Origin of the sequence: Hymenobacter sp. HDW8 (assembly GCF_011305775.1) — a bacterium.
GTDB classification, from domain to species: domain Bacteria; phylum Bacteroidota; class Bacteroidia; order Cytophagales; family Hymenobacteraceae; genus Hymenobacter; species Hymenobacter radiodurans.
Genome location: NZ_CP049907.1, coordinates 1547501 through 1568899, shown reverse-complemented (window position 1 = coordinate 1568899; position 21399 = coordinate 1547501). Strand labels below are relative to the sequence as shown.

The following is a 21399-nucleotide window of genomic DNA, read 5'->3' as shown; positions in this document are numbered from 1 at the left end:
ATTTCAACCAGAAAAAGCCCCCCAGTAAAACCAGTAGTAACGCACTAGCCAAGAAAATGGCAGAGGCAGCTTATTTGGTGGGCAGCGCGGTTTCGCAGCTACAGAGCACTTCCCGAGTGGGCTTAACTACCCGATAGTTGGGCTGCGAAACTTCCTTCATATAAATGACATCCAGCCGCTGTACGGGGGCATTGCTGGAGTCTTCATTCCATACGCGCAACAGATAGTTGCAGTAGTACGGGCGCAGGTAAGCATTGGAAATGAACAGGTAATTCTCAGAATACTTGCGCCACCGGTCGTTTTTAAACAACGACACCACCGACTTTGGCTTGGCCAACGTAACGGGTTTTCCCTTGCGGTTTAAGTCAATATGTTGGCCTTTAGGCGTGGTGGCATCCAGAATGTACCAGCCGTCATCTTTGAAAACAGCCGGCGCAAACATGCCCCAGTGCTGATCGACGCGGAACAAATAGCCAAACCACCGCAAAGGCTCCGACATGGTGAGTGAAGGCTTGGCAATCGAATCGAGGTTCCACCAGCAAATATACGCCAGCAGTAACGTGACCACTCCGTTGCGTAAGCCGTGCAGTATTTGGATAGTCTTGGGGGGCAAATTCAGGCTCGATTCCACGTTTACCCGCACCGGGCTGCGCCAGCTATTCAGACGGGCCAAACGGGGCCGCAGGCGCTGCGTGCGCGTCCGCACGTGCCGATCTATCCAATCCATGGCTGGTGTTGGCAGCAAGCCCAGCACCGAGGCCATGTTGATGAGGAAGAATAAGCCCACAAATAGCGTCAGGCTGATACCTAGGTGAAACCCGTACATCACCACCACAAACAGCACCCGCCAGAACGGCACGCCCACCGGAATAAACAGTACAAACGGCAGCAGCAGCTCGGTGTAATAAACCGCGAAGGTGAGAAAGCGCATTACCTCCGGAAACTGATACAGAATCCGGCCGCCCGGCATCAACACTTGGTCGAGGCTAAGGGCGTAGTAGATGGCGGTGCCTTCCGTGGTCCATTCGGGGGCATTTTTGAGCAACGCCGTGCACCAGTACACCAGCGCCAGCTGCACCACATACGCCACCGTGGCTGCGCTGAAGTACGAATACGAAACTGACTTCGGCTCCGTTCGGCCCGCATCGGCGGAGTACATACGACCCCAAGGCAGAAAAATGCCCCAGAACAACAGCATCCGCAGCAAATCGTCGCCGCCCTGCCCGATGATGGGGTTCCTGTTTTGCAGCGACACCAGCAGCAGCCACGATACCACCGTTGCTAAGCGGGTTTTGTAGCCCAGCAGCAGTAGTATGGCAAACCCAGCCGCCACCAAAAACAGCAGCGCCTGTATTTGCCACAACCCACTGATGTTGTGCAGACTAACTTGGTAAGCATTCCAGTTGCGCTCGTACAGCACATGCAGCGGCAGAATGCCCATGTTGGCATAGTGCGCCTCCAAATCGGTGCTGCGGATGGCAAGGTCGGTCAGAACAACGGCGGCTGTTGCTATGCGCAGCAAGGCCAGCGCACGCAGGTCGAGCACGAACGGCTGGCGCAAAAAATCGAGGACACGGGTCATGGGAGCCGCGCTGGGGGCAAAATGGGAGAAAAAAAGAAAGCGAAAAGGTACGCCACCGAGTTGGATGGTTTGCCTTTTCGCCTTCAAAAAGAGCAACCGACTTTTAAGGTCGGAATCAGAAATTAGTTTGTCGTGGTGCCAGTAGTAGAGCCACTGGTGGTGCTACCGCTGGTAGAACCCGTTGTGCTACTGCCACTAGTAGTGCCAGTAGTGGTACGACCTGACGTGGTGCCTGTGGTCGTACGGCCTGACGTAGTGCCGGTAGTAGTAGTACCTGACGTGGTGCCGGTAGTGGTCCGGCCAGTACCCGTGGTAGTGCTACCCGATGTGGTACGCGTGTTCGTGCGGCCCGACGTAGTGCCGGTAGTAGAAGTGCGGGTAGACTGTGTAGCCGTGGTACGGCCACTAGTTGTGCCAGCAGTAGTTCCAGCAGTGGTGCCGACCGTAGTGCCCGTGGTGCTGCCGGCTGTTGAGCCAGCGGTAATAGTGCCCGCCGTGGTGCTACCGGCTGTCATGGTGCCTGTGGTAGAACCGGTGGTCATGGTACCGGCAGTGCTGCCCGCCGTCATTGTGCCAGCGGTGGTTCCTCGGGTCGTACCGGTTGTGGTAGAGCCTGCGGTTACGCTTCCGGTAGTGGCACCAGCCGTGGTGCCATAGGTAGTGCCCGTAGTGGCACTTGTAGTGGTGCCGGTGGTCGAGCCGGTGCTACCGGTGGTCGAGCCTGCGGTAGTTTGTGCAGTGGCGCTAGCCGAAACGAAAACTGCTGCCAAAAGGGCTGCGAACGAAACAAAAGATGACTTTTTCATAGCTTTTTGAGAATGAGTGATAAAAACATGAACAGTAGCATAACAGAAACCATAAACGGTAACTTGTAAGCTGGTAAGCAACTTAAGAGTAGGCCTACGGTCGAAAAATGACCTCAGAAACCAACTTCTATCTATAAAAAGAGGGATAATTACTAGACAGTAATTATCCCTCTGGTCTTAGGTTATATGTTCAAATCAATGAACATGACCCTAGCGGGTGGTTGTGCCCGTAGTAGTGGAGCCCGTAGTAGTGCTACCTGAAGTAGTACCGGTGGTGGTACCAGTAGTGGTGCCGGTGGTAGTACCCATGGTCGTGCTACCGCTGGTGCTACCCGATGTGCTACCCATAGTAGTGGTACCAGTAGTACCCGTTGTGGTTGAGCCAGTCGTGGTGCCGGTAGTAGTAGTGCCGGTGGTGGTACCGCTGGTGCTGCCGGTATCATAAGTCGTGCTACCGCTAGTGCTGCCCGAAGTAGAGCCGCTGGTGCTGCCAGTTGAAGTGTCGCTGGTGGTACCCGTGGTGCTACCGCTGGTCGTGGCGCTGTCAGTGCCAGTAGAGGCGCAAGATGACATCAGCGAAGCTGATACAAACATGCCGGCGAATGCGAGAGTCGAGAGAAGAATCCGTGATTTTTTCATTGGAAGGATTAGTTGGTGAATGGGTTAAACCAGAGCGGGATAGAATTCAAGGAGCCCCTTCTACGTGCAAACCGAAAGAAATAGTTACTGATAGATGCATTTATTTTTATGGACGGATCGAAATAATAGACAATAAATCAAGGTTTTAATTATAAAAACTCGCCTGTAGACCCTGATTTTACTACTATTGAAGGGTTAAATAAGAATCAGACATAGATCTGTAATTAGAGAGTAAAATAGTTGTAGGGGGCTTTTTAGCTATCGATTAGCGGGTTGTAGAACTATTATCTACTCCAGCACCCGCACCTCCACTAGTATCACCTGCGCCAGCCGTTGAGCTACCCCTTACGGTAAACTGTGGTGGTGCCTACTGTTGTGTTGGTGGTCGTACCACCAATACCTGTTGTTGAGTCAGCAGTAGTACTAGGGGCTGGTGGGTCGGGGAAAGTTTCGTCATCGCGAAGAACAAGGCCTGCTGATAAGCCCATAAAGCCAGTCGCAGTGGCCGATAACCATACTTTCTAATAGCTCAGTTAGAATGAAAAGTGATTTACCTGTACTACACGTTTGAGGTGGAGGGATAACGAAACACTTAGCTTTAATGTATTCAAACTAATCAACCGCATTATGTGTGGTTCGTATGGCTACTAAACGCTACGTTTCAGCACAGCCGTTTGTGTTTGGAAGTAGTCGTATCCTCTATGAAAGATCAGCCCGCCGTTATCTTATTCGATGGAGTTTGTAACCTCTGCAACGGCTTCGTGCAATTCGTTATTAACCACGACTCCGGGGGGCATTTTCGGTTTACTTCGCTGCAATCGGAGGCGGGTCAGAAGCTGCTGACTCAACACGGCACAGCCGTAACTCCCACTCCCGAAACAGTAGTATTGATTGAGCAAGGACAAGTATTTACTCACTCCACGGCCGTACTGCGCATCCTGCGTGGCTTAGGCGGAGCCTGGCAATTGCTGTACGTGGGTATTCTGCTGCCGCGCGCGCTGCGCGACGCGCTGTACCGTTTCGTGGCGCGGCACCGCTACCAATGGTTTGGCCAGCAAGAGTCGTGCATGTTACCTACGCCTGAACTGGCACAACGCTTTTTATAGACTAGAGCGCTTCTAGAAAGTATCTGTACTCGGAGCGTCCAGCAAGCCTATGTAGTTGCCGCCTCGGTGACGGCGGGCAGCAATGTTTTTAGCTGCTTGAGCACCGCCGCATCGGCACCCATAGAGGCGAAAAACCGACTCTCAAATTCTTCTACGGCCCATGCGGCCTGCACCGCCGCCCGTACACCCGCCGGAGTAAGACTTATGGCTTTGGCGCGGGTATCGGTGGCATGTTCAGCGCGCAGAAGTAGGCCTTTGGCCTGCAGTGTACGGAGCAGCTTACTGGTCATCATCTTATCGATGCGGGCGTGGGCTGCTAAGTCCGTCTGCGTAATTGTACCCTGCTGCCCCAGCCAATAGGCTGCCGCCAGCACCACAAACTGAGCATGGGTAAGCCCGAATTGCTCCAGTGCCTTCTTTATTTCCCGCTGCCAATGATTGCTGACCTGCCAAAGCAAAAAGCCAGGGCTGTCATCCGGGCTTTCAAAGGAAAAAAGCGATTGGGCAACCATCGTGCGTAGTCATGAAAAGTAAGTGAACAGAACCTGCCGTTCCATCATACGGACAGGTGCATAATGGTGCTTAAAAAGCCCCCCAGTAATTTTTTAAGCCATGTTTGATCTCTCAAAGGAATCAGTACATTCGAGCTGCCGCCGCGATTAACTAATCAGATCATAGCGCCCTGCCAGCACAGCATGCATGGAAAGCCAACAAGCCAGATATCGCGCTCTCACCAGAGGAGAGAAAGCTTGATCTGAGTCAATTAGAGCGTATTTCATTAGTAAGGTGAGTAGTAATCGAGATTATAGTAATCATATTTACTATAACTATGTGTGCGCTTTTTGCTTTCTCTGCGTACTAAATTCTATTCCTTCACTTACGCTACATTCATGCAAGTTTTACAGCTTGATGGCATCAACCAGCCACTAGTTATTCAGGAAGTACCTACCCCCACACCAGCCGCTGGCGAAGTGCTGGTAGAACTTCGGGCCGCGGCCTTCAATCACCGCGATGTCTGGATTCAGAAGGGGCAATATGGTGGCCTTAAATTCCCGTGCATTCTGGGTTCCGATGGAGCTGGCGTAGTAAGCGCCGTGGGAGAGGGAGGCGATGAGTCGCTGTTAGGCCAAGCGGTAGTTATCAACCCGGGCCATAACTGGGGCGATAACCCGAGGGCGCAAGCGAAAAACTTCAAGATTCTGGGCTTGCCCGATCAGGGTACGTTTGCTGAGTACATCAGCGTTCCCGCCCACTATGTGCGAGCCATGCCGGCCCATTTGAGCTTTGAGCAAGCCGCTGCGCTGCCCCTTGGCGGGCTTACAGCTTACCGCGCAGCCTTCACCCGAGCAGAATTGCAGGCGGGCGAGCGAGTACTCATCACGGGTATCGGTGGGGAGTAGCAGTGCTGGCGCTGCAAATGGCCGTAGCACGCGGCGCCGAGGTGTGGGTAACGTCCAGTTCGGTTGAAAAGCTGGCTCAGGCCCAAGAGCTAGGTGCGAAAGGTGGAGCCAATTACAACGACGAAAACTGGGTGGCCGACCTCACGAAGGAGGCTGGGGGGCTTTTTGACGTGATTATAGACAGTGCTGCTGGTCCCAGCTTCAATGCCTTGCTTGATGCTGCCGCACCTGGCGGTCGTATCGTGTTCTTTGGTGGCACGCTGGGGACTATTCCGCAGGTACCGCCGGCAAAGGTATTCTGGAAGCAACTCACCATCCTCGGCTCCACAATGGGCACGGAGCAAGATTTTGCCGCTATGGTGAGTTTGGTAGAGGAAAAGCAGATTGTTCCGGTCGTAGATCAGGTATTTCCGCTCGCCGAGGGAGAAGCTGCCATTCGCCGTCTGGCCGACGGCGCACAGTTCGGTAAAGTTGTCCTTAGAATTAAGGACTAGAGCGCGGATTTCGGGCTTTTAAAGAAGGCTAAAATAGAGTAAGTAGAGGCGGTGTTCCAGATAGTAATCTGCGGAAAAATACAAGCTGATAATAGGCGGATCAGGGAATGAAAACGGTGCTGAAGCTGTTGTCTTTTTGACTGCTTTTCTGATGTATACCTTACTGCTCTAGCTATGAAATCACCCGCTGAATACCTTACTGGTCCGGTTTTTCAACTGACTTATCCTACCGGCGAAACTGATGAGTCGGTGCCGGTCGTTACCTACTACGATGCATTGCGGGCGCTGGAAGAAGCGTTAGCTGACGCGGAAGAGTACAAGTATTTGTTGCTGCGTGCTATCCGTCGCAATGCCTCGGACGCAGTTGCTCCTGAAGGCACTACCATTACTCCCGAAACGCCGGTAGTTCCTATGTATGCCGAAGCGGCTTAGACTACTAATCGAGCAACAAAAAAGGGCGCCATATGTGGCGCCCTTTTTTGTTGCTGGCAGGTTTGGAAAACGTACGTTTACAGCTGGCTAAGAACGTGCTGAGCCAGTGCAGCCGCCTGCTCCCGTAGCTCCGGCACGGCTGTCGATTCGAAATAGGCAGGGCGTCGGCTGGGTCCCAAGGTGAAAAACAGCGAAGAGGCCTTCCCGTCAGCATCCAGGAGTGCTCCGTGCTCGTCGGTCTGAATGCCCAAACGCAACGGGTCGGAAACAAGATGCTGTGCTTCCCGGAGGCCTTTTATAAGTGGATCTTGCACGCGGCTGTAGTCGAGTAAAGGACCAGTGCAGGCAATGACATGACGAGCTAAAAGCTGCGCTTGTTGGCTGCCGTGCGTTATTTCAACACTTAAGTCGGAGCCTTGGGGGGCAATTTGGCGCACGCGGCCCAAGTGGGTTTGAAGCTGTCCGCGGCTTCGCAGCTGCTCTACTACTGCTACATTCTGCTCCGGGCTTCGGTGCCGCACCACCGACCACAGAGATGATACATGACGCAGAAAACGCTCCTGCTCCGGTAGCGGCCAATTAGTCCATATCCGCCCCAGATCAGGGCGAAGCGAGTCCAGCACATCCCGCCAGTTGTAACCAGCAGCTTGGGCCGCGCGGATGTGCTGACGCACTACGCGTACTACCGCGCCTACATCTGTGAGATGAGCTAAATCGGAAGCATAAAAACTGGGGTACTGCGCATGCTGTCCTGGGCCGTGCACCGTTGGCCACCAGCCATGACGCGAAACGGCGATAATTGGCCCTTGATGCTCATCGGCGTGCAAAGCCATGAGTACATCTACGGACGTAAGGCCGGTGCCAATAAGCAAAACCGAATCCTGGGGGCAATTCCGGTCAGTGCGCCGGGCGTCCACGGATTAGGATGATAGTTGGGAGGAAATTTGCCCCCCAATCCCGCACTAGTAAGCCCAATTGGCGGGAAATTGCCCAGTGCTAATACCACGCGGTGACTGCGCAACACGTGGCCATCAGCAAGCTCTACCAACGCCGTATTATCTGTCTTATCGATGGTGGCGGCTATTGCTGCCTGAGAATGCCATTGAATCCGAATCCCGTTGCTCGCCTCGCCCAGAACCTGACTGACGCATTCCTGGATGTACTGCCCATACGTCTGGCGCGGATAAAAAACGTCTTCGTCGCCCGGCAGGCCTTTTGCCCGTAGCCATTCCACGAAATGCTGTGGCTTATCAGGAAAGGCGCTGATACGGCCCGCCCGCACATTCAGCAAATACTCCGGCCGCGGCGCCGAATAAGCTAAACCCAGTCCCGGCGCGGGACGCGGGTCAACCAGGTGTATGTCGTAAGGATAGTGGCCGTTCGCGTGGGCAAACTGTACAGCCAACATGGAACCCGAAAACCCCGCGCCTATTATCGTAATGGTACATCGCTGGGGCATGCAAGTGCAGTAGAAACGGGTGAAAGAGTAAAAGCAGGAGGAAGCTCAGGCTTTAAAACGGACAGCCTGACCAAGAGTTTACCAAGGTCAGGCTGTTTTTAGTTAGCCAGAAAAAGGAGACCGACTGATTTATAAATAAGCGCCGCTCACTAAATAATTCTGCACATAGTCTTGAATGCCATCCTCGAGCCGCGTGAATGGCCGATCATAGCCAATGCTGCGCAGCTTCTGCATTTCGGCCTGCGTGAAGTATTGATAAGTGTCGCGAATGTCTTCGGGCGTGTCTTTAAAACGAATGTCCGCTGTTTGATTAAGGGCCGCGAACGTGTTCAGCGCCAGATCTAAGAAGGTGCGCGCCTCGCCGCTGCCCAAGTTATAAATGCCCGAATTTTTGCGGTGGTGCATCAGAAAATAGCACACCTCGCACACGTCCTTCACATACACAAAGTCGCGCTTCTGCTCGCCATCGGCGTACTCAGGGTTGTGAGAGCGGAATAGCTCCATGGATCCCGTACGCCGAATTTGCTCATAGGCGTGAAATATCACCGAGGCCATGCGGCCTTTGTGGTATTCATTGGGCCCATACACGTTGAAAAACTTTAAGCCGGCCCAAAAAAATGGCTTTTCAGTCTGCGCGACGGCCCAGTTGTCGAAGTCATTTTTTGACTCTCCATAGGGGTTGAGTGGCCGTAGCAACGGCAGCAGCGCGTCTTCATCGGCGTAGCCCAGCGTGCCCGAGCCATACGTAGCCGCCGACGAAGCGTACACCAGCGGCAGCTGGTATTGGCAGCAGGCCTGCCACACCTTTTTAGAGTACTCCAGATTCAGCAAATCCAGGATTTCACGACTCTTCTCGGTGGTATCGGTGCGGGCGCCGAGGTGGAAGATGAACTCTACCTGCTCGTGGTTTTTGTCGAGCCACGCAAAAAAATCGGTGCGGTCCACGTACTCGCGCAGGCGCTTGCCTTTGAGGTTGGCAAGCTTGCGCTCCACGGTGAAATTATCGACCACCACAATATCATTGAAATTGGCGGCATTCAGGCGGGTGACAAGGCAGCTGGCGATAAAGCCGGCGGCCCCAGTGACGACGATCATAGGGCTAATTTTGCCTTAAAAGTAGGCAAAAGCCATGGAGTAGACTTTCAATCCTCATGAACATACTGGCAGATCATGCACAAATAGAACGTCATGCAGAGCAGAGCGAAGCATCTCGCGTGTTTAGTTGGATTAGTAACCCACCATCAGCACGCGAGATGCTTCGCTCTACTCGGCATGACGGGCTAGAGTGACGTTCTATCAAATAGCTGTGAGGCAAGTGAAATCACCATCTTTGTGCTATGCATCGTTTTTTGCTTCAATTCCTGGCTTTCTTCCCGTTTGGGCTAGTGCTCACGGCGTGTAATTCAGATCAAAAAGCCCCTCAAGCCACTGCGGCCACCAAAAATGCCCCCAGCACCTGCGCGACGACCTTGGGCGGCCCGTGGTGGTGCCCACGCATCCGCGGCGCATTATGGCTCTGGCCCCATCCATGACCGAGATGCTGTATGCCGTGGCCGATACCGCTACTATTATTGGTCGTACTCAGGTGTGTGACTTTCCGAATGCGGTGCTGAGTAAGCCTGTTGTGAATAGCTACCCTCTGGATATGGAGCGCTTGGTAGCTCTCCAGCCCGATATCGTGTTTACAGTAGAAGGTATCACCTCGCTCGATGATGCCACGCGCCTTCAGCAACTCGGCGTGCAAGTGTATTACCAACGCTATACCACTGTGCCTGATGTGCTGCGCGGCCTGCGTGATATTGGCCGCATTCTGCACCGCGAGCCCCAAGCGCGCCGCCTCACCGACTCGTTGGCCGCAGAACTCAAGCAGCTGGAACAGCAAACAACAAATAGCTCACGACCCAAAGTGCTGGCCATTACTTGGCAGGACCCCATTTACGTGTACGGCCAGAATACATTGTTTACGGACAAAGTTTGGCGGGCTGGGGGGCAAAATGCGGTAGTTGAGAAGTTTACACAGCCCTATCCAGCGCTCACCCGCGAGTACATTCTGCAGCTTAACCCCGATGTGCTGCTAGGCGGTAGTTTCGGTAAGCTCGATAGCACATTCTTCAATAGCTATCCGGAGCTACGCCGCATCCGAGCCTACCAGACGCGGAAAGTGTACGGCATCAACGGCAACCTAATGGAGCGCCCCGGTCCGCGCGTAGTAGAATCGGTGCGGGAACTCCAGCAGTTGTTGCGCCAAAGTCCGGCTCAGCTATGAGCCGCCGCGTGGGTCCCTGGCTGTTGGCCAGCCTGCTACTTACCATTTTGCTCTTGATTGTCGGGCTTCGGGTGGGCAGCTTCGAAACTGATTATGCCATCATCTGGCGCGCCCTAAGTCATTACGACCCCACCGATCCGGTGCAGTTAGTATTGGTTCAATTGCGCCTGCCGCGCCTGCTTCTGGCCCTGCTGGCCGGCGCGGGGCTGGCTTTTAGTGGCTATCTAATGCAAGCCATGGTCAATAATGCCCTCGCCGATCCGTATTTGCTCGGAACGGCTTCCGGTGCATCACTAGGGGCCATTCTGTGCTTTGCTTTTCTGGATACCCTAGTGCTGGGAGGCTTTTATCTGCCGCCCTTAGCCGCCCTGGCCGGCGCGTTACTCACCACGATAGTTGTAGTCACGCTGGGCACTCAGCAGGGCCAACTTCGGCCAGCCCAACTACTACTGGCCGGAGTGGCCGTAGGCGCGCTCACCGCGGCTATTGGCAGTCTGGTTACATTTCTGGCCGCCACCGACGCCAAGCTGAGCACCGTTATTTTTTGGGCGATGGGAAGCTTCGAACGAGCCGGCTGGAACCTGTTGCCCTACCCGGCCGTGGCCGTTGGCGGGGCATTATTGCTTTTTACTTTTCTGCAGAAAGACCTGAATGTGTTGCTGCTAGGGGAGGAGCGCGCCCAGGCGTTGGGCCTGAATGTGACGCGCCTGCGTTGGATACTCATCCTCACCGCTTCCGGTCTAACGGGCTGTATTGTGGCGCTTTGTGGCCCTATCGGTTTTGTCGGGCTGATGATTCCTCACCTTACACGCTGGCTGTTGGGCGTCACGGGTAGGGCCAATTTATTGTTCTGCGCCTTGCTGGGGGGCAATTTTATGCTGGCCTGCGACTTACTGGCCCGCTTGCTCTACCCGCCCGCTGGACTTCCGGTAGGCTTGATCACCGCCCTTTTCGGCGTACCGTTCTTCGTATATTTGCTGCGGAAAAAGCGCGTCGCGCTTTGAGAAGCTGATCTGCTGCGCTGTTAGTCATTTCATTCCCGTTTCAGCTTCTTTCGCATCCGCCTATTATTTTACTAGAACCGCCACAAATGATTTACGTCAGCCGCCAGGAGCATTTCAATGCCGCGCACAAGCTGCACAACCCCAACTGGTCCGACGAGCGCAACCGCGAAGTATTTGGTCCCTGCGCCAATACCAACTGGCACGGCCACAATTACGACCTCATCGTAACCGTAAAAGGCCAGCCCGACCCGGAGACCGGCTTCGTAATCGACCTCAAGCAACTCAGTAACCTCATCCGCGAGCATATTACCGATCAGGTAGATCACAAAAATCTTAACCTGGATGTGCCCTTTATGCAGGGCAAAATGGCCAGCACCGAAAACTTGGTAGTGGCGTTTTGGGAAATCCTGACGCGCGAATTAGGCTCTATCTCCTCTGCTCAACTCCACTGCATCAAACTGTACGAAACGCCTCGGAACTTCGTAGAATATTACGGCGAGTAAAGGGTTATTACGGTGAGCGTCATCTGAATAATCTGTCACCTATTCAATTCTGTACCCATTGAAATATTACCTCATTGCCGGCGAGCGTTCCGGAGATTTTCACGCCGCCAACCTGATGCGTGCTCTACGCACAGAAGATGCCGCGGCCGAATTCCGGTGCTGGGGCGGCGATATGATGGAGGCTGCGGGGTGCAAATTAGTCCATCATTACCAGGAAATGGCCATTATGGGCTTCCTGGAAGCGGCCACCAGCATCCTCAAGTTTCGCGGATTCCTGAAAGAATGTCAGCGCGATTTGCTAGCGTATAAGCCTGACGTTTTGATTCTGGTTGATTATGCGGGTTTCAACCTGCGGGTTGCCAAGTTTGCTAAGCAGCACGGCATCAAGGTGTTTTATTACATCTCGCCTAAAATCTGGGCCTGGAACCAAGGCCGCGTCCATACGGTGAAAGCTGTGGTCGATAAGATGTTTGTCATCTTACCTTTCGAGCAGGAATTCTACCAGCGTTTTGGCTATGATGTCGATTACATTGGTAACCCCACCGTTGATGCCATTGCCGAGCACGAAGCCTCGACTGACTTCCGCGAACGAAACCGCATTCCGGCTAATAAGCCCATTATTGCCGTTCTGCCTGGCTCGCGCAAGCAGGAAATTGAGAGCATGCTCTATGTGATGCTTTCGGTGCTGCCGCCGTTTCTAAATTACCAGTTCGTTATTGCTGCCGTCTCCAATCTGGACCGCAACTACTATCAGAACTTCCAACGCAGCGATAACATCACCATCGTCTCCGACCAAACCTACGATCTGCTTCGGCACGCCGATGGAGCTATGGTTACGTCCGGTACGGCTACCCTCGAAACCGCGCTCTTCGATGTGCCGCAGGTGGTGTGTTACAGCACCAGCATTGTTTCCTACACCATTGCCAAAGCCTTAATTAAGGTGCCCTATATTTCCCTGGTGAACTTAGTGGCTGGCAAAGAAGTCGTGAAAGAATTGATTCAGGGTGAGTTCAACTCCCGTAATCTGGTGCAAGAATTGAAAAATATTTTGGAGAATCCAGAATACATCGCTCGCCAAAAAGCCGATTATGCCGAGCTGCGAGAGAAGCTTGGGCGTAGCAATGCCGCGCAGAAAGCTGCCAAGCTGATAGTAGGATATTTACAGTAGTAGATTCAGCACGTCTGTAACAGTTCAATTTTTACAGCATTGCTTAAAAAGGAAAGACCCAAGGATATATCCTTGGGTCTTTCCTTTTTAAGCAATGCTGTAATCCACTAAGCTGCTCGCAATTGCTTCAGAGGTGACTTCTCGAATTTGCTTTGCGCGTAATCCAAGTCGATAACGAGTTCCTGAACATCCGTTTCAGAAGGCATATCAAACATGGCATCTGTCATGATGCTTTCGCAGATAGAGCGCAAGCCGCGAGCACCAAGACGATATTCGTCGGCTTTCACAACAATGTATTCCATAGCCGCCTCAGAGAAGGAAAGCTTGATGTTTTCCATCTCAAATAAGCGCTGATACTGCTTTACGATTGAGTTCTTAGGCTCCGTCAGAATCTTACGCAACGTAGCGTGGTCGAGCGGATTAAGGTGAGTAAGTACGGGCAAGCGGCCAATCAGCTCAGGAATAAGCCCAAACTGCTTCAAATCCACAGCCGTCACGTAGCGCAGGAAATTCTGGGTATCGACCTTCTCGTCCAACATCGTTTTGGAGAAGCCCATGGGCTTAGTGTTCAAGCGGCTCTTAATGATGCGCTCGATACCAACAAAAGCCCCCCCGCAGATAAACAGGATGTTTTCGGTGTTCACCGTAATCATCTTTTGCTCAGGGTGTTTGCGGCCACCGTGGGGCGGTACATTCACTGTAGTGCCTTCTAGGAGCTTCAGCATTGCCTGCTGTACACCCTCGCCACTCACGTCGCGCGTGATGCTAGGGTTGTCGCTTTTACGAGCGATTTTGTCAATTTCGTCGATATAAACGATGCCGCGCTCGGCAGCCTCTACATTGTAATCAGCTGATTGGAGCAGGCGAGTCAGAATGCTTTCTACATCTTCTCCTACATAACCGGCCTCCGTAAGCACAGTAGCATCGGCAATACAAAAGGGCACTTGCAGAATGTTGGCCAGCATACGCGCCAGAAAGGTTTTACCCGTTCCGGTTTCGCCGACCATGATGATGTTTGACTTCTCGATTACTACATCATCCTTGGTGGCGGGTTTCTGCATCAGGCGCTTGTAGTGGTTGTACACCGCCACTGACATCACCTTTTTCGCTTCATCCTGACCAACCACGTACTGATCCAGATACTCCTTCATCTCGCGCGGCTTCACGAGGTTAAATTTTGGCGTCTTGCTATTTGAGCGAATTTTGTTCTCTTCGTTCAATATCTGCTGGGCCTGACCCACACAACGCTCACAGATGTGCGCGTTGATGCCGGAAATCATTACCGAGACGTCTTTTTTGCTCTTACCGCAGAAGGAGCACGTAATATCTGCCATTGCCTGGATTATCAGAATAGGATAGGTAATCTCCGCTCACGCTGGAGCGGCATCAAAGGTACAAAAGGCTAACGCCCTGCGTACAAAAAAAAGTTGCCCTTCCGTAGGGCTTCTATTTAAAAGTAAAAATCCCATCCCTGGTTTTTAGGCCAGAAATGGGATTTCAATTTAGATTAGACCGTCGTATAGATCGATCAACAAAGACAGCTTAAGCTACTTTGCGCTCAAGCACTTCATCAATCAGGCCATATTCCTTGGCTTCATCAGCACGCATCCAGTAGTCACGGTCGGAGTTGTCATGAATTTCCTGATATGTCTTACCAGTGTGCTGCGCCAGAATGTCGTACAGCTCTTTTTTGAGCTTCAGGATCTCGCGAGCGGTGATTTCGATATCAGAAGACTGACCTTGGGCACCACCAGAAGGTTGGTGAATCATAACGCGAGCGTGGGGGAGGGCTGAACGCTTGTCTTTGGCACCACCAGCCAGCAGTACTGCGCCCATCGACGCAGCTAGACCAGTGCAGATAGTAGCCACATCAGGACCCACATATTGCATGGTATCATAAATACCCAGGCCGGCATACACCGAGCCACCGGGTGAGTTGATGTAGAGCAGAATATCCTTTTTGGCGTCCGCTGACTCTAGGAAAAGCAACTGAGCGGTGATGATATTGGCAATATAATCGTCAACGGCCGTACCCAGGAATACGATGCGGTCCATGATCAGGCGAGAGAATACGTCAATCTCAGCAAAGCGGGTAGGACGCTCCTCAATTACCGACCGGGTCATGCCCGTCACGGAATGGCGCATCTGGCCTTCCATGTGATGCAGGTATTGATCGACACCCAAGCCGCTCAAGCCTTGGCCTTTAACAGCAAACTTGCGGAATTCTTGTTTATTCAGCATGGCAAATAATAATGGGAGAAGAAGTGTAAAAGCGAAGCCGTTGGGCAACAAAAAAGCCCTAACGGCAAGTAAGGGCTTTTTTGTGGGTTAGAAAACCGACAGACTAGCGTTGACTAGCTGCCTGATTCCGGAAGTCCTCAGCCGAAATCGGCTTATCAGTAACAACAACTTTGCCGCGCAGGTTTTCAAGTACTTTCTCTGCCAGAATGGCCTCATACTCGTCTACGTAGTTTTTGCCATTTTCCTGCTTCAAGTAATTGTCGGCGAAGCTGCGGATAGAATCCTGCAGTTCTGGCGTCATTTCCATGTTGAACTGACCCAAAATCTTCTGCATAGTGCGCTCTACGATTTCGTCGTTCGACACCTTCAGGCCCTGTTCCTCTACTACTTTATTGCGAATCATCGACCACTTCAACTCGCGCTCGTAGTCGTCGTAGTGCTCTTCTACCTGCTCTTCAGTGAGTTTGCCTTTGTTGGCACGTACTAGCCACTTCTTGAAGAATTCCTTGGGAACTTCGATGGTCGTATTATTTACCATCTGGTCCACTATCTGGCGGTTAAGCAGGCCATCAGCCTCACGATCGTAGTTCTCCTGTACCGTAGTGCGCACTTTCTCATCGAATTCCTCGCGAGAAGTAATGATGTCCTTGCCGAAAACTTTGTCGAACAACTCCTGATCCAACTCGGGCTTGGTCGTGCGGTTGATTTTCTCAACGTTCAGCACGTATTCGCCGCTTGCGTTGGCAGCCTCATCTTTCGAAAGGCCGGAGAAGTTGGCAATAGCAGAAGCATCGCCATTGAAAGCGTCCTTCAAATCGAAGGTCACGGAATCATTAGGCTTTACACCGATAAATTTATCGACGTTGTTCTTTACCTTATTAATAGGCAGCAACACCGTGCGGCCTTCGCCTTCCTCATCAGCTTTTTTGAGCTTACCATAGAGGTAATCAGTAGCTTCCGACGCCTCGGGGTTGGTGCTCTCACCATACTGGCGAGAAATCTGGTCGTAGGTTTCCTGTAATGTAGCCTCGTCAACACCTATTTGATGACGCTCCACATTCAGTGTTTGATCAGCAGGCAGCTCAAAATCAGGAAGTAAGCCCAATTCGAACTTGAAATCGAAATCCTTCTGCGTGTCAAAGTCAATATCGCTGGCCACGGGCAGGGGCTCGCCCAGAATGCGCACGTTGTTTTCTTTGATATAATTATCAACTGCTTTGCCTAGCAAACCGTTGATTTCTTCCACCAGAATGCTCTTTCCGTACATCTTACGAACTAAGCCTACGGGTACTTTACCCGGCCGGAACCCTTTGATTTGCGCTCTCTTGCTGTAGTCCTTGAGCTTGTTATCAACTGTGGCAGCATAATCGGCCTCAGTCAGGTGTACTGTCAGGATGGCACTAAGCTGGTCGTCGTTTTTATCGAGGGTAATATCCAAAACAGGTGGTCGGTTAAAGGGTAACGGAAATGAAACGGGCCGGCAGCCGGCGAAAAAGAAACCCCCAACGTTTGGGTTGAGGGTTTGGGCATTCTTTAAACTAATATGTGCGGATGGAGGGACTCGAACCCACACGCCTTGCGGCACCAGATCCTAAGTCTGGCACGTCTACCAATTTCGCCACATCCGCCGCAAGGCCAACTGCCTCGGGGCCGCAAAGCTACGCAACGAGTTGGGAAATTCAAACCAACTCCGCAATGAGTAGAGAAGGATTATAGTAAACCCGCGCAAATTTGCCCCCCGCGCACTTTATTTAATAAAATTCAGTGCTGCTCGCTTTCATTCGGATAGCAATCTAGTCTTCTTAAGCCTGATTTTGCCCCCCAGGAGTTGAGCCGCACCTTTTTATGCTGCTGGGTTGTTATAAATGCAACTCGCCCACTAATCATACGCTGAGTTCGTACTTTCGCAGATAACTACGGAGTATTTGCTCCGCCCGCTTACATGGCTACCCTTATTGATCCTGAAGTAGAGCGCAACGAGATTCTGCGGCATTACCGCCGCTTACTTCGTACCGCTAAGCCGTACTTGCACGGCAACGATGCTAAGCTTATTAAAAAAGCTTTTAATACATCGTTGGAGGCGCATAAGAATATGCGTCGCAAGTCCGGCGAGCCATATATTCTGCATCCGTTGGCGGTAGCGCAGATTGCCGTGGAGGAAATCGGGCTGGGCACCACGAGTATTGTTTCGGCGCTGCTGCATGACGTAGTAGAGGATACGCCGATGGAAATATCGGATGTTGAGCGTGAGTTTGGACCTAAGGTGGCGCGCATTATTGACGGGCTAACCAAAATTTCAGGCGTGTTCGACTACGGTACCAGCGAGCAAGCCGAGAACTTTCGCAAAATGCTGCTTACCCTTTCCGAGGATGTACGCGTCATTTTGATAAAGCTTGCCGACCGGTTGCATAATATGCGCACGCTGGAGTCGATGCCCCGGCATAAGCAACTCAAAATAGCCTCCGAAACTATTTACCTATACGCTCCGCTAGCGCATCGTCTGGGGCTATATGCCATCAAAACTGAGCTAGAGGATCTGTACTTAAAGTACACCGATACCGAAGTCTATAATGACTTGGTGACGAAGGTGCGCCAGAGTCGTAGCGCGCGTAATCGCTTTATTAAGGAGTTTGTCGCGCCTATCGACGAGGAATTGAAAGATCAGGGCTTCGATTTTGAGATTAAAGGCCGCCCCAAATCGATTTATTCCATTCTGCGCAAAATGCGCAAGCAGAACGTAACCTTCGATGAGGTGTATGATTTGTTTGCCATTCGCGTCATTCTGGATGTACCGCAGGAGCAAGAAAAAGCCGCTTGTTGGCAGGTGTATTCGATCGTTACCGACTTTTATCAGCCTAACCCCGACCGCCTGCGCGATTGGGTAAGTACGCCCAAGGCCAATGGTTACGAAAGCCTACACACTACGGTCATGTCGCGCACGGGGCAGTGGGTGGAGGTGCAGATACGCTCTAAGCGTATGGACGACATCGCCGAGAAGGGCTACGCCGCGCATTGGAAATACAAGGATACCGGCACCGTGCAAGCGGAATCGACGCTGGAGGCTTGGATTGCGAAGGTGCGTGAGATGCTTGAAACCAATAATTCAAGCGCGCTGGAGTTCATGGATGAGTTTAGGCAGAATCTCTTTGTTAAAGAGGTGTATGCTTTCACACCCAAAGGCAAGCTGGTGATTTTGCCAGATAAGGCAACAGCGCTTGATTTTGCCTTTGATATTCACTCGCAAATTGGCTTACAGTGCTTGGGGGCCAAAGTCAATCAGAAGCTGCAGCCTTTAAGCTATCAGCTCCGCAACGGTGATCAGGTAGAAATCCTGACTTCTCACAAGCAACGACCTACGGAGGAGTGGTTGCAGTATGTAATTACGTCGAAAGCCCGCTCAAAAATTAAAGAATACCTGCGTGATGATAAGCGCTCGAAAGCAGAGGACGGACGCTATCTGGTAGAGAAGCGGCTGGAACTGTTGGGAATCGAGAACAACCAGGAAAACTTAAACCGCCTGCTGGCTCACTTTAATATTTACAACGCACAAGATTTCTTCTATCGCTTGGCAATCGGCCAACTTGACGGGCGTGAAATCAAGGTGGAACTGTTCGATCCAACGATTGAATCGCCTCAGTTGCCTTCTTCCTTGGCGCCAAGATCCTTCGATCAGGAAGTACAAAAGATTCGGGGCGTGAATGCCAATATGCTCGTTATTGGTGAGCACACAGATAAGTTCGACTATCATATTGCCCCCTGCTGCAATCCGATTCCTGGTGATGATGTGTTTGGTTTCGAGACAGAAACCGAAGGCATTATCATTCACCGAACGTCTTGTCCGCAGGCTGTAAAGCTCATGTCGAACTACGGCAGTCGCATTGTGCGTGCCAAGTGGACTGATCAGTTGGAACTGGCTTTTCTGGCTGGTATCCGCATCAAGGGTTCTGATCGGGTAGGCTTGGTCAATGACGTGACGCGTATTATTTCCAATAGCCTCAAAGTCAATATGCGCTCCATCACCATCGATTCGAACGATGGAATGTTTGAGGGGCAGATTATGGTTTTTGTCAATGATACCGACCACTTGCACAAAATGATTCAGCGCCTAAGTAGAGTGAATGGCGTGCTGCTAGTGGAGCGCTTCGCTACATAAGTTCTTAATAGTCCTAGTGAGCCCTAGTTGGTATAAAGAATAAGCTGGGGGGCTTTTTAGCGGTCAGTAATTGGCTTCATCATTATTCAATGGGCAGAAAAGCCCCCCAGTGCTGGAAAGAATTTGGTGATTTAGACAAACGCCCGAAAGTTGAGACTACTAACTCACCTTACCCCCTTACCTTTGTTACTCCTTATATATAAGGTTACAGAATGCTTGATAGAGATAAATTTGAGGAGGTGAAGAAAATTTTCACCGCTTACTTAGAGAATAAAGGATTGCGCAAGACCTCCGAACGCTATGCCATATTGGAGGAAATATATTCTCGTACCGGTCACTTTGATGTTGAGGAGCTGTATACTGGCATGAAAGCCCAAGGCCTACAAGTGAGCCGAGCTACAGTATATAATACGCTTGACTTGTTGGTAGAACATGGGTTGGTAAGCAAGCATCAATTCGGACGTAACCTTGCTCAATATGAGAAGTCATATGGCTACCGGCAGCACGATCACGTTATCTGTACGGAGTGCCACAAAGTAGTCGAATTCTGCGACCCCCGCATTCATGGCATTCAAACCATGGTCGGTGAGCTTTTGAATTTCCATATCTTGCACCACTCTTTGAATCTGTATGGCGTCTGTGGCGATTGCCGCGCTAAAGCCGCCCGCTTACTTCCTGAATGAAAACTGAATCCGCCGTTCAAGACGGTATCCTCTTCGTTCGCCTCACTGGCGACCTCATCGGCAGCCCCGATTCCCAGCCTCTACTGCAAACCATCAATGATCACCTTGGTGAAGGTATAATTCACTGTGCCATCGATCTGTCTAATGTGCGTTTTATCAATAGCACAGGTATTGGGGTAATGGTATCCATTCTGACAAAATTCCGCAACCAAGGAGGCGAATTAGTACTGATCAATCCTTCCGACCTCGTTCGTAAGCTTTTGGTTATTACCAAGCTCGACGCCATTTTCATTATTGCGGCTGATGACGCATCAGCTGCCGAACAATTGAAAGCTACAATCTAATGCCAGTTGACGTACTTGTTGGATTACAGTGGGGAGATGAAGGGAAAGGCAAAATAGTAGATGTATTAGCCCCCACATATGATGTGGTAGCCCGTTTTCAGGGCGGGCCAAATGCTGGTCATACCCTTACGTTTGATGGCCTAAAGCATGTGCTGCACCAAGTCCCTTCGGGTATTTTCCACTCACACATAATAAATGTAGTTGGTAATGGTGTTGTTCTTGACCCCGTGGTTTTCCGGGGTGAACTGCAAAAGCTCACTGATCGGGGAGTAAACTGGGCTCCCAACTTATATATCTCTAAGAAAGCACAGCTTATACTCCCCTCTCATCGTGCTCTTGATCGTATTTCAGAAGAAATGCGTGGGGGGGCAAAATTGGGTCTACTCTCAAAGGTATTGGTCCTACTTATCAGGATAAGATTGGCCGTACAGGCTTACGAGTAGGGGATGTATTGTTGCCCACCTTTCGGCAGCGGTACACAGAAGCCGTAGCCCGGCATGCACAATTTGCGTCTTTCCACGGCCGAGATCTTGAGATTGAATCCTTAGAAGAGGATTTTTTCTCTGCAGTCGAATTTCTGCGTACTCTTCAACTCAGTGATACTGAGTACTTGCTGAACGATTTGCTAAGACAGGGAAAACGCATTCTCGCTGAAGGTGCTCAAGGTTCTTTGCTAGACGTTGATTTTGGAACCTACCCATTTGTCACTTCGTCTAGCACTATCGTTGCCGGCGCTTGTACAGGTTTGGGCGTTGCACCCCGTCATATTGACCGAGTATATGGTATTAGCAAAGCCTATTGTACCCGTGTTGGTAGCGGCCCATTCCCTACTGAGCTACATGATGAAGTAGGGGAGCAGATACGTCAGGCAGGTCGTGAATTTGGTTCTACCACTGGTCGACCGCGGCGTTGCGGTTGGATAGATTTGCCTTCTTTACGCTATAGCATTATGCTGAATGGTGTAACTGAACTTCACTTAATGAAGGCAGATGTGCTTGATGAGTTTGCTGAAATTCAGGTATGCACCCATTATCGGACGCCAGATGGGCAGGATACAGATCTCCTGCCAGACTACGAAGCAATGCAGACCTTAACTCCGGTATATACTACATTGCCCGG

At 51.5% G+C, this 21399-nt stretch carries 21 protein-coding genes, 1 tRNA gene and 1 pseudogene (1 of these 23 running past the window's edge); 12 read left to right on the top strand and 11 right to left on the bottom strand.

Annotated features, from left to right (window positions below):
- Positions 1–70: 70 nt before the first annotated feature.
- From G7064_RS06495 to G7064_RS06485, 3 genes are all read right to left on the bottom strand, one after another.
- Positions 71–1582, bottom strand: a complete 1512-nt coding sequence (locus tag G7064_RS06495) for a hypothetical protein (protein ID WP_166072948.1) — start codon at positions 1580–1582, stop codon at positions 71–73.
- Positions 1583–1704: 122 nt separating this feature from the next.
- Complete coding sequence (locus tag G7064_RS06490; protein WP_205711186.1) at positions 1705–2388, bottom strand: hypothetical protein; 684 nt, start codon at positions 2386–2388, stop codon at positions 1705–1707.
- Positions 2389–2598: 210 nt separating this feature from the next.
- On the bottom strand, positions 2599–3027 hold the full coding sequence (locus tag G7064_RS06485) for a hypothetical protein (RefSeq protein WP_165963494.1): 429 nt from the start codon (positions 3025–3027) through the stop codon (positions 2599–2601).
- Between the two features lie 701 nt (positions 3028–3728).
- On the opposite strand from G7064_RS06485, the gene G7064_RS06480 reads away from it, so the two are divergent.
- Complete coding sequence (locus G7064_RS06480; RefSeq protein ID WP_166072947.1) at positions 3729–4133, top strand: thiol-disulfide oxidoreductase DCC family protein; 405 nt, start codon at positions 3729–3731, stop codon at positions 4131–4133.
- A gap of 47 nt (positions 4134–4180) precedes the next feature.
- Here G7064_RS06480 and G7064_RS06475 read toward each other — a convergent pair whose 3' ends face one another.
- On the bottom strand, positions 4181–4591 hold the full coding sequence (locus G7064_RS06475) for a MarR family winged helix-turn-helix transcriptional regulator (protein ID WP_205711185.1): 411 nt from the start codon (positions 4589–4591) through the stop codon (positions 4181–4183).
- A gap of 432 nt (positions 4592–5023) precedes the next feature.
- On the opposite strand from G7064_RS06475, the gene G7064_RS23000 reads away from it, so the two are divergent.
- The 3 genes from G7064_RS23000 (at position 5024) to G7064_RS06465 (ending at position 6459) form a co-directional block, all read left to right on the top strand.
- Positions 5024–5533, top strand: a complete 510-nt coding sequence (locus G7064_RS23000) for an alcohol dehydrogenase catalytic domain-containing protein (protein ID WP_317172837.1) — start codon at positions 5024–5026, stop codon at positions 5531–5533.
- Positions 5534–5550: 17 nt separating this feature from the next.
- Positions 5551–6027: a zinc-binding dehydrogenase gene (locus tag G7064_RS22995; RefSeq protein ID WP_317172836.1), complete on the top strand. Its 477-nt coding sequence runs from the start codon at positions 5551–5553 to the stop codon at positions 6025–6027.
- A gap of 174 nt (positions 6028–6201) precedes the next feature.
- Positions 6202–6459: a hypothetical protein gene (locus G7064_RS06465; RefSeq protein WP_166072945.1), complete on the top strand. Its 258-nt coding sequence runs from the start codon at positions 6202–6204 to the stop codon at positions 6457–6459.
- Positions 6460–6536: 77 nt separating this feature from the next.
- Here G7064_RS06465 and G7064_RS06460 read toward each other — a convergent pair whose 3' ends face one another.
- The 3 genes from G7064_RS06460 to rfaD form a co-directional block, all read right to left on the bottom strand.
- The gene (locus G7064_RS06460; protein WP_166072944.1) at positions 6537–7376 is read right to left on the bottom strand and encodes an FAD/NAD(P)-binding protein; all 840 of its coding nucleotides are present in this window, start codon (positions 7374–7376) and stop codon (positions 6537–6539) included.
- Positions 7301–7867, bottom strand: coding sequence for an FAD/NAD(P)-binding protein (locus tag G7064_RS06455; protein ID WP_166072943.1), 567 nt, complete (start codon positions 7865–7867; stop codon positions 7301–7303). Before G7064_RS06455 ends, G7064_RS06460 begins: the two co-directional genes overlap by 76 nt.
- A 180-nt stretch (positions 7868–8047) precedes the next feature.
- Complete coding sequence (gene rfaD / locus G7064_RS06450; protein ID WP_166072942.1) at positions 8048–9013, bottom strand: ADP-glyceromanno-heptose 6-epimerase; 966 nt, start codon at positions 9011–9013, stop codon at positions 8048–8050.
- A 415-nt stretch (positions 9014–9428) separates the two neighbouring features.
- On the opposite strand from rfaD, the gene G7064_RS06445 reads away from it, so the two are divergent.
- The 4 genes from G7064_RS06445 to lpxB all read left to right on the top strand — a co-directional run bounded on the left by G7064_RS06445 (position 9429) and on the right by lpxB (position 12859).
- Positions 9429–10184, top strand: coding sequence for an ABC transporter substrate-binding protein (locus G7064_RS06445; RefSeq protein WP_166072941.1), 756 nt, complete (start codon positions 9429–9431; stop codon positions 10182–10184).
- Entirely contained in the window at positions 10181–11188 is a 1008-nt protein-coding gene (locus G7064_RS06440; protein WP_166072940.1) for a FecCD family ABC transporter permease, read from the top strand. The genes G7064_RS06445 and G7064_RS06440 overlap by 4 nt, the downstream gene beginning before the upstream one ends.
- An 86-nt stretch (positions 11189–11274) precedes the next feature.
- Entirely contained in the window at positions 11275–11691 is a 417-nt protein-coding gene (locus G7064_RS06435) for a 6-pyruvoyl trahydropterin synthase family protein (protein ID WP_166072939.1), read from the top strand.
- Positions 11692–11749: 58 nt separating this feature from the next.
- A complete protein-coding gene (lpxB, locus tag G7064_RS06430; RefSeq protein WP_166072937.1) occupies positions 11750–12859 on the top strand; it encodes a lipid-A-disaccharide synthase in 1110 nt (369 codons plus the stop codon).
- Between the two features lie 107 nt (positions 12860–12966).
- Here lpxB and clpX read toward each other — a convergent pair whose 3' ends face one another.
- The 4 genes from clpX to G7064_RS06410 all read right to left on the bottom strand — a co-directional run bounded on the left by clpX (position 12967) and on the right by G7064_RS06410 (position 16728).
- The gene (gene clpX, locus G7064_RS06425; RefSeq protein WP_166072936.1) at positions 12967–14193 is read right to left on the bottom strand and encodes an ATP-dependent Clp protease ATP-binding subunit ClpX; all 1227 of its coding nucleotides are present in this window, start codon (positions 14191–14193) and stop codon (positions 12967–12969) included.
- A gap of 208 nt (positions 14194–14401) precedes the next feature.
- Positions 14402–15100, bottom strand: a complete 699-nt coding sequence (locus G7064_RS06420; protein WP_133272071.1) for a ClpP family protease — start codon at positions 15098–15100, stop codon at positions 14402–14404.
- A gap of 103 nt (positions 15101–15203) precedes the next feature.
- Positions 15204–16538, bottom strand: a complete 1335-nt coding sequence (gene tig / locus G7064_RS06415) for a trigger factor (RefSeq protein WP_166072934.1) — start codon at positions 16536–16538, stop codon at positions 15204–15206.
- 108 nt (positions 16539–16646) lie between these two features.
- Positions 16647–16728 (bottom strand) — tRNA-Leu (locus G7064_RS06410).
- A gap of 314 nt (positions 16729–17042) precedes the next feature.
- Between G7064_RS06410 and G7064_RS06405 the strand changes: the two genes are divergently transcribed.
- From G7064_RS06405 to G7064_RS06390, 4 genes and pseudogenes are all read left to right on the top strand, one after another.
- Entirely contained in the window at positions 17043–19253 is a 2211-nt protein-coding gene (locus G7064_RS06405) for a RelA/SpoT family protein (protein ID WP_133272073.1), read from the top strand.
- Positions 19254–19465: 212 nt separating this feature from the next.
- Complete coding sequence (locus G7064_RS06400; RefSeq protein ID WP_133272074.1) at positions 19466–19936, top strand: Fur family transcriptional regulator; 471 nt, start codon at positions 19466–19468, stop codon at positions 19934–19936.
- Positions 19933–20280 (top strand): STAS domain-containing protein, encoded by a 348-nt coding sequence (locus tag G7064_RS06395; protein WP_133272075.1) that lies wholly within the window; start codon positions 19933–19935, stop codon positions 20278–20280. Before G7064_RS06400 ends, G7064_RS06395 begins: the two co-directional genes overlap by 4 nt.
- A pseudogene (locus tag G7064_RS06390) lies at positions 20280–21399 on the top strand (adenylosuccinate synthase) (it continues 151 nt past the right edge of the window). The gene G7064_RS06395 and the pseudogene G7064_RS06390 overlap by 1 nt, the downstream one beginning before the upstream one ends.